This window comes from Exiguobacterium abrahamii (assembly GCF_015645365.1).
Classification (GTDB): Bacteria; Bacillota; Bacilli; order Exiguobacteriales; family Exiguobacteriaceae; genus Exiguobacterium_A; species Exiguobacterium_A abrahamii.
The window spans coordinates 974,128-988,495 of sequence record NZ_JADOYC010000001.1; the positions used below are offsets into that span (position 1 = coordinate 974,128).

14 protein-coding genes are annotated in these 14,368 nt (G+C 45.7%); 13 read left to right on the forward strand and 1 reads right to left on the reverse strand.

The genetic code is table 11. The annotated features are described in order from the left end of the window. Positions 1-143 precede the first annotated feature (143 nt). The 6 genes from ITJ88_RS04815 (at position 144) to ITJ88_RS04840 (ending at position 6,924) form a co-directional block, all read left to right on the forward strand. Positions 144-1,157 carry a BMP family lipoprotein gene (locus tag ITJ88_RS04815; RefSeq protein WP_050677452.1) on the forward strand — a complete coding sequence of 338 codons (1,014 nt, stop codon included), beginning with the start codon at positions 144-146 and terminating at the stop codon, positions 1,155-1,157. Between the two features lie 222 nt (positions 1,158-1,379). Further along, positions 1,380-2,099: a GntR family transcriptional regulator gene (locus ITJ88_RS04820; protein ID WP_023468666.1), complete on the forward strand. Its 720-nt coding sequence runs from the start codon at positions 1,380-1,382 to the stop codon at positions 2,097-2,099. Between the two features lie 129 nt (positions 2,100-2,228). Next, positions 2,229-3,302 (forward strand): BMP family lipoprotein, encoded by a 1,074-nt coding sequence (locus ITJ88_RS04825; protein WP_195864798.1) that lies wholly within the window; start codon positions 2,229-2,231, stop codon positions 3,300-3,302. Between the two features lie 66 nt (positions 3,303-3,368). Further along, complete coding sequence (locus ITJ88_RS04830; RefSeq protein WP_023468664.1) at positions 3,369-4,898, forward strand: ABC transporter ATP-binding protein; 1,530 nt, start codon at positions 3,369-3,371, stop codon at positions 4,896-4,898. Next, on the forward strand, positions 4,895-5,965 hold the full coding sequence (locus tag ITJ88_RS04835; protein ID WP_053453751.1) for an ABC transporter permease: 1,071 nt from the start codon (positions 4,895-4,897) through the stop codon (positions 5,963-5,965). Before ITJ88_RS04830 ends, ITJ88_RS04835 begins: the two co-directional genes overlap by 4 nt. Then, positions 5,965-6,924: an ABC transporter permease gene (locus ITJ88_RS04840; RefSeq protein ID WP_195864799.1), complete on the forward strand. Its 960-nt coding sequence runs from the start codon at positions 5,965-5,967 to the stop codon at positions 6,922-6,924. Before ITJ88_RS04835 ends, ITJ88_RS04840 begins: the two co-directional genes overlap by 1 nt. A gap of 129 nt (positions 6,925-7,053) precedes the next feature. Here the strand turns inward: ITJ88_RS04840 and ITJ88_RS04845 are convergent, their stop codons facing one another. Continuing rightward, positions 7,054-7,302, reverse strand: coding sequence for a ferredoxin (locus ITJ88_RS04845; RefSeq protein WP_023468661.1), 249 nt, complete (start codon positions 7,300-7,302; stop codon positions 7,054-7,056). Between the two features lie 228 nt (positions 7,303-7,530). Between ITJ88_RS04845 and ITJ88_RS04850 the strand changes: the two genes are divergently transcribed. From ITJ88_RS04850 to ITJ88_RS04880, 7 genes are all read left to right on the forward strand, one after another. After that, positions 7,531-8,553, forward strand: a complete 1,023-nt coding sequence (locus ITJ88_RS04850) for a YpbB family protein (RefSeq protein ID WP_195864800.1) — start codon at positions 7,531-7,533, stop codon at positions 8,551-8,553. Then, a complete protein-coding gene (locus ITJ88_RS04855) occupies positions 8,553-9,983 on the forward strand; it encodes a RecQ family ATP-dependent DNA helicase (protein ID WP_230088527.1) in 1,431 nt (476 codons plus the stop codon). The genes ITJ88_RS04850 and ITJ88_RS04855 overlap by 1 nt, the downstream gene beginning before the upstream one ends. A gap of 43 nt (positions 9,984-10,026) precedes the next feature. Then, positions 10,027-10,221, forward strand: a complete 195-nt coding sequence (locus tag ITJ88_RS04860; protein ID WP_152995552.1) for a hypothetical protein — start codon at positions 10,027-10,029, stop codon at positions 10,219-10,221. 71 nt (positions 10,222-10,292) lie between these two features. Further along, positions 10,293-11,177, forward strand: a complete 885-nt coding sequence (locus tag ITJ88_RS04865) for a MerR family transcriptional regulator (RefSeq protein WP_195864802.1) — start codon at positions 10,293-10,295, stop codon at positions 11,175-11,177. Between the two features lie 56 nt (positions 11,178-11,233). After that, positions 11,234-11,824 carry an adaptor protein MecA gene (locus tag ITJ88_RS04870; RefSeq protein WP_195864803.1) on the forward strand — a complete coding sequence of 197 codons (591 nt, stop codon included), beginning with the start codon at positions 11,234-11,236 and terminating at the stop codon, positions 11,822-11,824. Positions 11,825-11,963: 139 nt separating this feature from the next. Continuing rightward, positions 11,964-12,905 (forward strand): D-alanine--D-alanine ligase, encoded by a 942-nt coding sequence (locus ITJ88_RS04875; RefSeq protein WP_195864804.1) that lies wholly within the window; start codon positions 11,964-11,966, stop codon positions 12,903-12,905. Between the two features lie 137 nt (positions 12,906-13,042). Next, the gene (locus ITJ88_RS04880; protein WP_023468654.1) at positions 13,043-14,308 is read left to right on the forward strand and encodes a Glu/Leu/Phe/Val family dehydrogenase; all 1,266 of its coding nucleotides are present in this window, start codon (positions 13,043-13,045) and stop codon (positions 14,306-14,308) included. The last annotated feature ends 60 nt before the right edge of the window (positions 14,309-14,368 follow it).

Genomic DNA, 14,368 nt, shown 5'->3' on the forward strand with positions numbered 1-14,368 from the left:
TTGTCAGACGTCTGTTGATTTTCAGTAGTGTTTTTGGCATACTCAGTCATATGAGTGACCGACCTTCAACACGAGGGCTGGGAGCGGATTTTTCACAAATAGATAATGAAAGCGCTCTCATAATTGCAGAGGAGATGGATGAAATGAAGAAAAAACAGGTAATCGTATCGATGATGTCAGTAGCGACAGTTGGTCTTGCTGCTTGTGGTGGTTCAGGTGAGAAAGCCGATCAAAAAGATCAATTCTCTGTTGCGATGGTAGCCGATAAGGGTGGGATCGATGATAAATCGTTCAACCAATCCGCTTGGGAAGGTCTGCAAGCGTACGGTAAAGACAATAAACTTCAAAAGAATGAAGGGTTCTCTTATCTACAATCTAAATCGCAACAAGATTATCAGCCGAATCTATCGCGCCTTGCTCGTGGGGGAGAAGATTTAGTTTTCGGAATCGGGAATACGTTCAATGAGGACATCAAAACAGTTGCTGATCAATTCAAAGACACACAATTCGCAATCATCGATAACGTCGTTGAAGGAAAGAACGTCACGTCGATCACATTTAAAGAAAATGAAGGAGCATATCTTGCAGGGATCGTTGCTGCAATGGAGACGAAAAAAGATCATATCGGTTTCGTTGGTGGGATGAAGATGGACGTCATCGAGCGTTTCCGTGCCGGTTTCGAAGCAGGTGCTAAATCCGTCAATCCGAAGATTAAAATCGATGTCCAATATGCGGAGGACTTCGCAGCACCAGAAAAAGGTCAAGCGATCGCAGCTGGAATGTATGGTAAAGGCGCAGATATCATCTTCCCAGCAGCAGGTGGTACAGGAAACGGTGTCTTCACAGAGGCGAAGAATCGTAAGAAAAACGGTGAAAACGTCTCAGTCATCGGTGTCGACCGCGACCAAAAAGAAGAGGGTATGCCGGAAGATGTTACATTAACTTCTGTCATCAAACGTGTCGACCGTGCAGTCGAAGATACAGCAAACGCAGCAAAAGACGGTAAACTCGAGGGCGGAAAAACGATTCGTTATGGTTTGAAAGAAGATGGCGTTGATATCGTACCATCTGAAAAGATTTCGAAGAAGACGTTGACTGCGCTTGAGAAAGCAAAAACAGATGTCGTTTCTGGAAAAATCGAAGTACCTGAGCAATAAGCGTTGAAAAAAGAAGGGGCATTCTTAGGTAGAATGCCCTATTTTCTTCCATTATTGATTGCGTTATGAAAAGGGTTACAAAAGCGCCAGAAGTCAGACTTCTAACCTGTTACAAAATGATTGCAGGATTGTGTTGGGCGTCATATACTTATCTTGGCTGGAGTTCTCATACGTCAGAAGTCTGAGCACTGGTTACAACTAGATAGAGGATGGAGATGCGTCATGTCGATTAAATTAGATCATCGTTTGCTTTATTTACGTGTGATTGAAAAGATCAAGTCTGACATCGATGACGGCGTTTACAAGGAAGGCGAGAAGCTCCCTTCAGAGTTTGAACTTTCAAAGCAACTTGGCGTCAGTCGAGCTACTCTTCGAGAGGCATTACGAATTCTTGAAGATGAGAACATCGTCATCCGTAAACACGGTGTCGGTACGTTTATCAATGCAAGACCACCGTTTACTTCTGGAATCGAAGAATTGTACAGCGTAACAGAAATGATTGCGCGCGCAGGTATGGTTCCGACATCAGAAGTGTTATCATCCGAGATGGTCCAACCGACTGAGCGCGACCGAGAGCGTTTTCAACTTGGTCCGGATGAATTGGTTTATCGAATCGAACGAATCCGACTCGCAGGAGATGTTCCTGTCGTCTATTGTATCGATAAGATTCCAAGCCATTATATTAAAAATGAAGAGCAGTTCACCTCTTCGACATCATTATTTGATGCTTTAGAAAAAGAACTTGGACGACGTGTCACGCATGCTGTGACGCATATCGAGCCACGTATTGATCCGAAAATCGCTGAACAATTACATACGGACCAACCTTTGCTCGCTTTGCGTCAAACGCATTATGATGAGCTCGACCGTTCCGTTCTTTTTTCAGCGAACTATTTCCGAGCAGATAAGTTTGATTTCCACGTCATCCGTAAACGTGTGTGAGCCATTGTTTTAGGATGATTACTGAAAGCGCTTTCCGTCATAACCTACGTAACGCTCCTCATCGCCAGCCTCGGGTGCTAGACGTAGTCTTGAACTTTGTATGACCATATTCGAAAGGGGATTTTCCAGATGAAAAAGAAGTCACTTCTCGCATTAGCAGCAACAGGTTTAGCAATGAGTTCGGTCCTTGCAGCATGTGGTGGCAACGACGATTCGAAAGATTCAGGTAGCGACAGCAAATCAGACGGCTTTAAAGTAGGTATGGTTACAGATACAGGCGGCGTGGATGATAAATCATTCAACCAATCTGCTTGGGAAGGTATCCAAAAGTTCGGAAAAGAAAACGACTTAAAAGAAGGTACTGGCTACAAATATCTTCAATCTGCAAAACAATCGGATTACCAACCGAACCTTCAGCAATTAGCACGTGCGAAATACGACCTGATTCTCGGTATCGGATTCTTGATGGCTGAAGATATCGGTAAAGTAGCGGATCAGTTCAAAGATAATAACTTCGCAATCGTTGACCAAGTCGTTGACAAAAAAAATGTCGCGTCAATCGTCTTCAAAGAAAATGAAGGATCATTCCTCGTTGGTGTCGTTGCTGGTTTGACGACGAAATCAGATAAAGTCGGATTCGTCGGCGGCGTTAACTCTGACTTGATCAAGAAGTTCGAGAGTGGATTCAAAGCAGGTGTTAAAGCAGTCAACCCAGATGCTGACATCGAAGTTCAATATGCAGAAGACTTCAACGCTGCTGAAAAAGGACAAGCGATCGCTTCAGGAATGTACGGTAAAAAAGTCGACGTCATCTATCACGCAGCTGGTGGTACAGGACAAGGGGTATTCACAGAAGCGAAAAACCGTAAGAAAAACGGTGAAGATGTTTGGGTCATCGGTGTAGACCGTGACCAAGTCGAAGAAGGTATGCCAGAGAACGTCACATTGACATCGATGGTCAAACGTGTTGATACAGCAGTTGAGCAAGTCGCTAAAGATACGAAAGACGGCAACTTCCCAGCTGGTAAAGAAGTTGTATTCGGTCTAAAAGACGGCGGTGTTGATATCGCACCTTCAAAAGACAACGTTTCGAAAGAAGCGCTCGACAAAGTCGAAGAGTACAAAAAACAAATCATCGATGGCGACATCAAAGTCCCAGCGACAGACGACGAGTACAAAGAATACGAAGCGTCACTGAAATAATAATGAAAGCGGGGGTCGCTAGCATTGCGGCTCCCCCTTTTAAACTAAACATGGGAGTGGATTTTCTTGGAATACGTCATTGAGATGCTAAACATCAGAAAAGAGTTTGGCAGTTTCGTCGCAAATGATAACATCACGCTCCAGCTTCGGAAAGGTGAGATTCACGCTTTACTTGGTGAAAACGGTGCCGGAAAATCGACGCTGATGAACGTCTTATTTGGTTTGTATCAGCCTGAGGCTGGAGAAATTCGTGTACGTGGTGAAAAAGTCAATATTACGAGTCCGAACGTCGCGAACGATCTTGGAATCGGTATGGTGCACCAACACTTCATGCTCGTTCAAAATTTCACTGTTACTGAAAACATCATTTTAGGTGCAGAGCCGCGTGCCGGAATTAAGATCGACCGTGCGACTGCACGTGAGAAGGTACGCCAGATTTCTGAACAGTATGGTCTTGCTGTTGATCCTGATGCAAAAATCGAGGATATCTCAGTTGGAATGCAACAGCGTGTTGAAATTTTGAAGACGTTGTACCGTGGTGCAGACATCTTGATCTTCGATGAACCATCTGCTGTCTTGACACCACAAGAGATCAAGGAATTGATTCAAATCATGAATCGCTTGATTGCAGAAGGAAAATCAATCATCCTCATCACGCACAAACTGAAAGAAATCATGGAAGTAGCTGATCGCTGTACGACGATTCGCCGTGGGAAGTATATCGGAACGGTCGATATCGATGAGACGATGACACAGTCGCGTCTTGCTGAAATGATGGTAGGTCGTGAAGTCAACTTTAATGCGGAGTATTCCAAGGCAACTCCACAAGAACTCGTTCTCGACATCAAGGATCTAGTCGTCAAGGACAGTCGCGGTATCAAAGCCGTCGATGGCTTAAATCTCGACATTCGTGCCGGAGAGATCGTCGGAATTGCCGGAATCGACGGAAACGGGCAAACGGAATTGATTGAAGCCATTACTGGTCTTCGTAAAGCGGATAGTGGAGAAATCTTCCTCAACAATAAGTCGATCAAAAACTTGAAGCCACGTAAAGTGACGGAATCAGGTGTCGGTCATATTCCGCAAGACCGTCATAAACATGGACTTGTTCTCGATTATTCAATCGGACATAACATGGTCTTACAAACGTACTACAAACAACCGTATTCAAAAGCAGGCATCATGAACTATAAACAAGTCATGGAAAAAGCGAAAACGCTCATCGAGAAGTTCGACGTCCGAACTCCAAGTCCAGAGACGTTTGCTCGTGCCTTGTCAGGTGGTAACCAACAGAAAGCGATCATTGCGCGTGAAGTCGATCGTTCACCAGACCTATTGATTGCAGCACAGCCGACACGTGGTCTTGATGTCGGAGCAATTGAGTTCATTCATGAACAGTTGGTTCTCGAACGCGAAAAAGGTCGCGCTGTCTTGTTGATTTCATTCGAACTCGAAGAAATCCTTCAAGTATCAGATCGGATTGCCGTTCTTTACGAAGGAAAAACAGTTGCCTTCTTGGATCCAAAAGAAACGAATGAGATCGAGCTTGGCTTCTTGATGGCCGGCGGTAAGAAAGAGGAGGTAGGTCATTCATGAAGTTAGAGCGTTTTTACGGCATCCTCATTCCGATTCTTTCCATCATCCTTGGAATGGTCGTTGGGGCGATCGTCATGCTCATCGGTGGGTACGATCCAATTGCCGGTTTTGATCAGTTATTCTATGGTATTTTTGGCGAACCATATAGCATCGGTGAAACATTACGAGCAGCAGCTCCATTGATCTTTGCTGGTCTTGCTGTCGCGTTTGCTTTTCGTACTGGACTCTTTAACATCGGGGTCGAAGGTCAGGTTCTCGTCGGGTGGATGGTCGCAGTTTGGATCGGGATCGAGTTTGATCTACCGACAGCGATTCATTTACCGCTTGCTCTAATTGGAGCAGGTTTGGCAGGTGCACTTTGGGCATCGATTCCTGGTATTTTAAAAGCGAAGTTCCATGTGCATGAAGTCATCACGTCTATCATGATGAACTATATCGCATTGTATGTAACGAATGATATTTTACGTCACGTCATCGGAATTACGAACGAGCGGACGGAGTCAGTCAAGGAATCAGCATCCCTTGCGTCACCGTTCTTGCAAGAGATCACGGATTTTTCACGTTTGCATAACGGGATTTTCATCGCTGTCATCGCTGCTCTCGTCTTCTGGTTCATTTTGTGGAAAACAACGCTTGGTTATGAACTCCGAGCAGTTGGATTTAACAAAAATGCTGCAGAGTATGCAGGGATGGGCGTTAACCGAAACATCATCCTATCGTTCGTTATCTCAGGTGTGTTTGCAGGTCTCGCTGGAGCGATGGAGGGTCTTGGAACGTTCCAAAACATGACATTGAATGCGTCCTTCACTGGGGTAGGGTTCGACGGAATCGCGGTTGCCTTGTTAGGTGCGAATAACCCGATCGGTGTCGTTCTCGCGGCGTTACTGTTTGCGGGACTTAACATCGGTGGTCTGTCGATGCAACAGATCGGTATTCCGCCTGAACTGATCAAAATCATCATCGCATTCATCATCATCTTCGTGGCTTCAGGTTACGCGATTCGTCTCGTCATCGAGAAGTTCACCGTTAAGAAAGAATCTAAAAAAGCGAAAGGAGCCGGTCAATAATGGGCTTTCTTGAAGTACTTTATATCATCGTGCCAATCGCACTCGCCTATTCGGCTCCGTTAATCATTGCAGCACTTGGCGGCATTTTCAGTGAGCGTTCTGGCGTCGTCAACATCGCGTTAGAAGGATTAATGGTCATGGGTGCCTTCACAGGTGTCGTCACGGCATTGACTCTATCAAAAATAGGCTTAGGTGCTGCGAGTCCTTGGCTTGCGATGCTCATTGCGATCGTCGTCGGAGCGGTCTTCTCACTGTTCCTTGCGATTCCAGCAATTCTTTTCCGGGCTGATCAAACGGTCCTTGGAGTAGCAATCAACTTGCTTGCAGTCGGTCTTGCAATCTTCCTCGTCCGGGCGCTTTACAATAAAGGACAAACGGATTCGATTCCAAACCGGATTTCAAAAGAGAACGTGCCATTCTTGTCCGATATTCCGGTCTTGAAGATGTTCTTTGCGAACGTCTACTACACATCGTATATCGCGATCGTTCTCGCATTCGTCGCATGGTACATCATCTTCAAGACACCATTCGGTCTTCGCTTACGTTCTGTCGGAGAACACCCGATGGCAGCGGACACGATGGGAATCAACGTCACGAAGATGCGTTTCATCGGCGTCATGATCTCTGGTGGTTTCGGTGGTCTTGCTGGTGCTGTCTACGCGACGTCGATTTCATTGAACTTCAGTGTGACGACGATTCTCGGTCAAGGCTTCCTCGCGATTGCGGCGATGATCTTCGGAAAATGGAACCCACTCGGTGCCATGGGGGCAGCCCTCTTCTTCGGGTTCGCTCAAGCGATTTCGATCATCGGTCAGCAATTGCCGTTACTCGATCAAATTCCACAAGTGTATCTGTTGATTGCGCCGTATTTATTGACGATCTTAGCACTCGCTGGTGTCGTTGGTCGTGCGGATGCACCAAAAGCTGTCGGTGTACCGTATATCAAAGGAAAACGTTAAATTTTTACTAATCATAGACCGGATGTTGCCAATTGGCGATGTCCGGTTTTTTTAGATGATTGATAGATTGGATGAGAAAAAGTCCAATAAAAAAAGATGCTTCGCGAGGAAACATCTTTTTTTATTCACTTATTCGAATTTTAACGCATCGCCATCGAACGATTCATCTGCTACTTTGATTGAATCTGTCGGGCAACCTTCGAATGCATCAATCATATCGTCGAATAATGCTTCTGGAATTTCGGCAGTACCATTGTTATCATCAAGAATGACATACGCCAAACCCTCATCATCATAATCATAGATATCTGGTGCCGCTGCTCCACAAGCACCACAAGCGATGCAAGTATCTTTGTCGACAATCGTAAATTTAGCCATTGAACGGTCTCCTCTCTATACGAAAACATTATTGAAACACGCTGTTCTCATCTATATGTCATTGTATCGGACTCATCGTTGCATTTCAATGACGAAGCACAAGTGACAGCAGAAAATGTATATATCATCACATGCCCGCAAACGCTCTCTCTAAAACGTAACGATGAAGCAGGCGTAAAATATCATCTTTGATTTGGAAACGACATACAGCAGGAGGGAGCGTGACATATGGAAATTTCTTTACTCGAGCGTATTTTCCTGGAATCGATCCAGCGCCTTCGAAATGAACGATCTGACCGGAGTCTTTATCATGTTTTTCAAGGAAAAAAATCAGCGACTTCTCTGCAAGATGCTCATTTTTATGATTTAGAGTCGGTATTCGGTACTGTATCAGTCAGTAAACAGCGATTCGAAACAATCTTGGCTGAACTTGCGCAGAAGAATTGGATTGAGCGGCAAGAGACACTGCGACTGACGCATGAAGGTGCGCGACTAGTAGAGCAAACGGATCGTGCGATCATTGATCAACTAGGTGGTGAACTTCGCGGTTATGCTGAGGTGATGTGGAAACGACTCAGCCTTTTGGTTCAAACGATGGTTTGTTTGGAAGCAAAACAACCGTTCATACCTGTGCAACAGGAAACCATTGTTCGTGAATGGGTAAAAAGTGTTCTTCCGACCATCTCGAATCGAGCGGAATGGTTACGTCATATGCAGCAAGAGTTGATTTTTCTCCTTGAGCACTTATCAGAGCGAGATGCGACATTGATTAGTTACCGCTTGTCTGGCGTGCAAGCAGGATGGTCTTATCCGCAATTAGCTCAAATGATGAAAACGGATGTGGAGAGTGTCCAATATGAATTTACGATCGCTTGGCGAAACTGCATCGATGACTTAGAAAAGACACCACTTCTAAAGCAAATAGGCGCTGATCTACACACGTCAAAAATGACGCAATCTGCGCAAACGACATGGGAGTTGTTGCAACAGGGATTAACCGTTGAAGCGGTTGCGATCCGAAGACGATTAAAAAATAGTACGATGGAAGACCATCTTGTTGAGATTGCGATGTATGCTCCTTCGTTTCCACTGGATCATTTTGTCACGCCATCTCAGCAAGAAGAGGTACGACGGATTGCTCAGCGACTTAAAACCTACGCGCTGAAGCGGATCAAGAGTGAGATGCAATCCGAGATATCTTATTTTCAAATTCGATTGGTGTTAGCGCGTAGTAAATGGGAGGGGATTTAATGGAAGCGTTATTGCATCGTCATTTTGGCTACGAAGCATTTCGACCTGGACAACGCCAAATCATCGATTCCATCCTAAACAGAACAGATACACTAGCAATTTTGCCGACAGGTGGAGGAAAGTCTGTTTGTTATCAATTTCCTTCGTATGTACAAAATGAAGGGCTGACGTTGATTTTGTCCCCGTTACTCTCGTTGATTGAAGACCAGGTCATGCAAATCAAGCGCAGAGGAGAGCGATCTGTCGCTAAATTAACTTCTGTCGAGACACGAGAAGAAAAGGAACAGATCTTATCTGTACTCGAACATCTACGATATCTTTACTTATCACCGGAGCAACTGGCGCTGCCGCAGATTCGGGCTCGGCTAAAACAGATTAATATTGCGCTCTTCGTCGTCGATGAAGCGCATTGTATCTCCCAATGGGGACACGAATTTCGACCGGAGTATGCAAGACTTGGTCACATTCGACAAGAACTTGGTCTTCCGCCATGTCTTGCCTTAACGGCAACAGCGACGCGTGCTGTTGAGCAAGATATTCGAACACAATTGCGTATGCACGATCCACAAATCATCCGTCATTCTGTCAACCGACCAGAAATCCAATATGTTGTCGATCGCGTTGATCGAGAAGAAAAGGATGCGGCAGTCAATCGGTGGATGGAACGCATCGTTCGCCCATGCGTCATCTATACGACGACTCGTAAAGAAGCGGAACGAATTGCTGGAATCATTGACGGCGCGACCTATTATCATGCTGGGTTGACGATAGAAGATCGCCAGCTTGTTCAACAGCAGTTTCTTCATGATGAGATTGATTGTCTCGTGTGTACGAGTGCATTCGGAATGGGTGTCGATAAAGGCAACGTTCGGACGGTCATTCACTATACGATGCCTGCGACGATCGAAGCCTACATGCAGGAAGTCGGACGTGCCGGTCGTGACGGTAAAGAGGCGACTGCGATCTTACTCTACGCTGCTCAAGATGAACAACTACAAACGTACTTGATTGACACGCAATATGCACCCGTCTTGTGGATCGATCAATTGCGACAAGGAATGAATCAAGGCGAATCCTATGCCAAAATCGAAAGTCGTTTTCGTTTTAATCCGGAAGATCCGGCATACCGCTTACTCAAATCACAACTCGAGAATGGGTGGTCGAAAGAACGCATCATCCAGTGGCAAACGGAACGTAAACAATTGAAACGACAAGAGATCAACCAGATGATGGACTACGTTCACCGGAACGAATGTCGCCGTTCAATGTTGTTGCATCATTTTGATGAGCAGGCAATCGTACAACCGCGTTGTTGTGATATATGTGGAACGATTGAGTGGGAAAGTCCGGTGCAGAGAAGGACACATCAACCGGTAGATTGGAAAATGCGTTTAGAACAAGTCTTTTTTTCATCACCAGATTCGGTGTAAACTAGACAATATCGTTATATTTTTCAAGAAAAGGTGATGAACATTGAGTAAACAAGATCAGAGACGGTTGCATCAGAACGAAGAGGGTCAGTCACTTCCACCGCGTTCTTCGCGTATCGAACACGTTCGAAACGAGCGATTAAAACAACCATTTCGAAAAAATCCGTTAGCCATCACGCTGACGGTGCTCATGATCACGATCATCATCGCCTTCGTCTCCATCGGTTTCATGATGTAAGGGCACATTGTGAACGGAGATTTTTTTCCTTTCAGCGTATACTAGAAAGGAAGGGGAAGGAGGCACGATGCATGGATCGTGGGAAATATAATATCAAAGCAGTCGCTGCGTTAGTGGGACTCAACCCGACGACCATTCGTGCTTGGGAGCGGAGATATCAGGTGCTCGATCCGGATCGAAGTGAATCCGGACATCGAATTTATAGTGATAACGACGTCGCGAAATTACGCTGGATTGTTGATAAACAAAAAGAGGGATTGTCTGTCTCTAAAGCAATCCAGTTGTATGAGATGCCTGTTAATCGGGCTGAAGTCCCGCACGATTATGGAGTCGAACTGCGAGATCAGTTATTTCAGGCATTGACGAACTTTGAAGAACGACATGCGCACGACATCATGAATAAAGCATTCTCGATGTTTAGCTTCGATAAAGTCATTCAGGACATCGTCGGTCCACTTTTGCATGAGATTGGAGTGAAGTGGGAGTCGGGTGAGATTACGATTGCGCATGAGCATTTTGCGACGGCATTTCTAAGAGCCCGTCTCTCGACATTGTCGTTACAGATGCCGATCAATCCGTTCTTACCACGAATCGTCTGTGTCTGCGCGCCGGAAGAAGAACACGAACTTGGACTACTCTTCTTTACACTTTATTTACGACAATCTGGATTTGATGTCATTTTCCTCGGTTCCGGTATACCGGTTCAGGATTTGGTGACGGTCACACATCAGCTGCAACCGAAAGCCGTTATTCTTTCCTGCACGTTATCGGATCATTTGCCGTTGCTCGATGAAGCGCTGGCACGTTTGATGGCTGATTTTCCGGATCTTGAGATTGGTCTTGGAGGTTATGCGGTCGATCAGTTGCCGGAACGGTATGGTCCACATTTACTCGGTGCAGACGATCAATCTTGGAAAAGTTGGTTAAGTCGACTCACTCCGACAACTGGTGTATAGTATGATTCATAGCGAACGGAGACATCAGGTTTCCGGTTTTGACTGGAGGAGTCTATATGAGGTTTGAACAAATGAAACAAGGACACCTTCGTGTCTTCATCACAAAGCAGGAGTTATCGCTTCACGACGTTCGACCAGAAACGTTGGCTGTCGGGAAGGGACAAGCTTTATTGCGTAATCTATTAGAAGAAGCCGAATCGAATTTTGGTTTTCAAGCAGCGGGAACACTCGAATTTTTCGTTACATTCTTTCCGAATGACGGGATGCTCGTTGATGTACGCCGTGAAGGCGATTTGCCAGAAGAGATGAACGAGGAGTTCGATCAAGTCGAAATCCGTATGACAGTCGATATCGTCCATCATGTTTTATATGCTCTACAATCGCTAGAAGACGTCATTCAAGCGAGTCATGGATTATTGCGACATATGCCTCGTACAGAGACAGGTGGTAGCCTTTACTTCTTCGAGGGAAGCTATTATCTCTATTTCCAAGAACGAATGAATGAGGCGCTTGAGCAGACGGTGACGACGATTTTGTCTGAATACGGTGAACCGAGCCCGAAAAGTCCACTCGTCATGGCGGAGTATGGGAAAACGATTCAGGCGGAACATGCCGTCGCAACGATAGCTGAACAGTTTAATATGTAAAACATCAGGTGCGACATTCCCTCATAGGGGGATGCCGCACCTTTTTGTCTTCTGCTGGAAGTGGCACCATTTTGTATTTTTTCATCGTCAGAAGGATGGTATGATAATCATTGAACGTAAGAAGAAGGAGTGAAGTAGGATGAAAGTGGCAGTATTATACGGTGGGACTTCAGGAGAACGGGAGGTTTCATTAAACAGTGGAAAGTCGATCATGGAAGCATTAAACAGTAAAGGGCATGAGGTCACGGCTGTTGATTTCCACCCTGATCAAGCGCATGAACTCTTCCAGCTGGATGTAGATGTGGCTGTCATCGCTCTTCACGGGAAAATTGGTGAAGATGGACGCGTACAAGCATTGCTTGAACTGGCAGACATTCCATATACAGGTTCAGGTGTTTTAGCGTCAGCGCTTGCGATGGATAAGGCACGTTCGAAAGTTCACTTTGATAAAGCAGGCATTACGATCGCCCGTGATGTGCTCTTAGAGCGTGGAGATGATATCGAAGCAAAAATCGCAGAGTGGAATGGTCAATTTCCTTGTGTCGTTAAACCGGCACAAGAAGGCTCATCAAACGGATTGACGATTGCTCAAGACGAGACGATGTTACGTGAAGGAATCGCGAAGGCCTTTGAAGCGGACGATGCAGTGCTTGTCGAACAGTTCATTAAAGGGCGTGAAGTGACAGTCCCTGTCGTCGGTCATAAAGGTGCAGAAAAAGCACTCCCTGTCATCGAGATCATTCCGAAGAACGCCTTTTATGACTATGAATCAAAATATGCCATCGGAGGTTCAGAGCATATTTGCCCTGCTGAGCTGGATGAAGCAACGACAGAAAAACTTCAAGAATGGGCTGTTAAAGCACATCAAGTACTTGGCTGTGCAGGATACTCGCGATCTGATTTCCTTGTGCCGGAATCCGGAAATCCAGTCATCTTGGAGACAAATACACTTCCTGGTATGACTTCGACAAGTTTATTCCCGGACGGTGCACGAGCAGTGGGAATCGAATATCCGGAATTAGTAGAATATTTCATGGAATTGGCGATCGAACGACATCGTCAAACAAAACAACCAAATTAATAATATCCTGGGAAAAGAAGTGAGAAAGCGCTTACAAATATAGGCGTAACCCCTTTCATTACGTTCGAGAAAAGAGTATACTTTATCCGAACAAGGAAACGGCATAGGGGATGCCACTTATGGGGAGGAACGTTGGAATGATCACTGACCAACAACATGCGAATCACCGCAAGAACGTACTGGAAGCGACACAAGAAATCGTCAAGGAGGCGCTAGGGAAACTTGGTTATCCAGACGAGATGTACGAATTACTTAAAGAACCACTCCGGATGTTGACAGTCCGGATTCCGGTACGGATGGATGATGGTTCGACGAAAATCTTCACAGGATATCGTGCGCAACATAACGATGCCGTTGGACCAACGAAAGGTGGAATCCGTTTCCACCCGAACGTGACGGAAGTCGAAGTCAAAGCATTATCCGTCTGGATGAGTCTGAAGGCAGGTATCGTTGATTTACCATACGGCGGTGGTAAAGGCGGAATCATCTGTGATCCACGTGAGATGAGCTTCCGTGAAATCGAACGTCTCAGCCGTGGATATGTCCGTGCTATCAGTCAAATCGTTGGACCGACAAAGGATATTCCAGCACCTGACGTCTTCACGAACTCGCAAATCATGGCATGGATGATGGACGAATACAGTCGAATCGATGAATTCAACTCACCTGGTTTCATTACAGGGAAACCGCTCGTCCTCGGTGGCTCACACGGTCGTGAGACAGCGACGGCGAAAGGTGTCGCAATCATGATTCGGGAAGCGGCTGCTAAAAAGGGTATCTCGCTCGAAGGCGCACGTGTCGTCGTTCAAGGATTCGGCAACGCTGGAAGTTTCTTATCGAAATTCATGTATGATTTAGGTGCAAAAGTCATCGCGATCAGCGATGCGTACGGAGCACTCCATGATCCAAACGGTCTCGATATTCCATATCTACTCGATCGTCGTGACTCGTTCGGTACCGTGACGACATTGTTCAAAAATACGATCTCGAATAAAGAGTTGCTTGAACTTGAATGTGATATTCTTGTCCCGGCAGCAATCGAGAATCAAATTACAGAAGACAATGCGCACGATATCAAAGCAGCGATCGTCGTTGAAGCGGCTAACGGTCCGACGACGAACGAAGCGACGAAAATTCTTGCTGAACGTGACATCCTGATCGTTCCGGATGTTCTTGCTTCGAGTGGTGGCGTAACGGTCTCTTACTTCGAATGGGTCCAAAACAACCAAGGGTATTACTGGACGGAAGAGGAAGTACACGAGAAACTTGAAAAAGTACTCGTGAACTCGTTCAACCAAGTCTATCAGACAGCGCAGACGCGTAATGTCGATATGCGACTTGCTGCTTATATGGTAGGTGTCCGGAAGATGGCGGAAGCATCTCGTTTCCGTGGCTGGGTCTAATGTTATAATGAACGTCCGCTTCTTCTTTAGGAAGAGCGGACGTTTTGCATTGCAATTTCT

Excerpts from the sequence above, each read along its gene's own strand:
- ITJ88_RS04815 (WP_050677452.1), top strand. The coding sequence starts at position 144 with ATGAAGAAAAAACAGGTAATCGTATCGATGATGTCAGTAGCGACAGTT.
- ITJ88_RS04820 (WP_023468666.1), top strand. The coding sequence starts at position 1,380 with ATGTCGATTAAATTAGATCATCGTTTGCTTTATTTACGTGTGATTGAA.
- ITJ88_RS04825 (WP_195864798.1), top strand. The coding sequence starts at position 2,229 with ATGAAAAAGAAGTCACTTCTCGCATTAGCAGCAACAGGTTTAGCAATG.
- ITJ88_RS04835 (WP_053453751.1), top strand. The coding sequence starts at position 4,895 with ATGAAGTTAGAGCGTTTTTACGGCATCCTCATTCCGATTCTTTCCATC.
- ITJ88_RS04840 (WP_195864799.1), top strand. The coding sequence starts at position 5,965 with ATGGGCTTTCTTGAAGTACTTTATATCATCGTGCCAATCGCACTCGCC.
- ITJ88_RS04845 (WP_023468661.1), bottom strand. The coding sequence starts at position 7,302 with ATGGCTAAATTTACGATTGTCGACAAAGATACTTGCATCGCTTGTGGT.
- ITJ88_RS04850 (WP_195864800.1), top strand. The coding sequence starts at position 7,531 with ATGGAAATTTCTTTACTCGAGCGTATTTTCCTGGAATCGATCCAGCGC.
- ITJ88_RS04855 (WP_230088527.1), top strand. The coding sequence starts at position 8,553 with ATGGAAGCGTTATTGCATCGTCATTTTGGCTACGAAGCATTTCGACCT.
- ITJ88_RS04865 (WP_195864802.1), top strand. The coding sequence starts at position 10,293 with ATGGATCGTGGGAAATATAATATCAAAGCAGTCGCTGCGTTAGTGGGA.
- ITJ88_RS04870 (WP_195864803.1), top strand. The coding sequence starts at position 11,234 with ATGAGGTTTGAACAAATGAAACAAGGACACCTTCGTGTCTTCATCACA.
- ITJ88_RS04875 (WP_195864804.1), top strand. The coding sequence starts at position 11,964 with ATGAAAGTGGCAGTATTATACGGTGGGACTTCAGGAGAACGGGAGGTT.
- ITJ88_RS04880 (WP_023468654.1), top strand. The coding sequence starts at position 13,043 with ATGATCACTGACCAACAACATGCGAATCACCGCAAGAACGTACTGGAA.